General features: G+C 41.8%; 1 pseudogene. It reads left to right on the top strand.

Features of this window, described 5'->3' with window-relative positions:
• Window positions 1-752: pseudogene (locus HJC33_RS00080) on the top strand (hypothetical protein); the annotation flags it as partial.

Raw genomic sequence — 752 nt, 5'->3', positions numbered from 1 at the left:
GTTGAGTTCTTTGGTGGAACTGTTTCCGCTTCCAACTTCTACTTGGAGAACAACGAGGACGATGCCATCGACTGGACAGAAGGCTGGAGTGGTACATTGACCAACTCTTATGTTGTTCACTCTGCAAGTTTCTCAACTGTTGTTGAGGCTGATGGTGAAAACAACAATCCAAGCTTAGTAAACCTTACTGCCGTATCTACTGTTGAAGGGATAGCACTACAATTCAAAAAAGAATCCGGTGCAACTATTACTGGTCTTTCTTTAAATGGATATGAAACTTCTGTATTGATGAGCGATAATGGTCCTTTGGCCAATGTTTCTATCAACGGTGCAACTGCTGATCCTCTACTATCTTATGTTGGAGAAGCTACTGTTGACATTGACATGTTTAGCTGGGTTAACTCTGCAATTGTTATTTCTGAAAGCAAATTGTCTGGAACTTTAACTAGCGACCTTACACTTGACCCTAATGTGGATTACTTCTTAGAAGGAAGTTTTAGCGTCGAAGCTGGTGCTAAATTGACTATTCCAGCTGGCACAAGAATTGTTGCTGACGTTGAGGAAGGTGAAGAAACTAGTACTTACATCGTTATCCAACAAGGTGCTGAAATCGATATTCAAGGTACTGCAACTGATCCAGTTGTAATGACTTCTTCTAAAGAAGAACCAGGTGATTGGGGTGGTTTGGTTATCGCTGGTGAAGCTACCACTACAGAAGGTGTTGATGCTACCGCTGAAGTAGGTGGTATCAT

Source organism: Flagellimonas amphidinii (assembly GCF_013090115.1).
Classification (GTDB): Bacteria; Bacteroidota; Bacteroidia; order Flavobacteriales; family Flavobacteriaceae; genus Flagellimonas; species Flagellimonas amphidinii.
The sequence above is the reverse complement of the archived record's forward strand: the minus strand, read 5'-3'. Positions and strand labels throughout refer to the sequence as shown.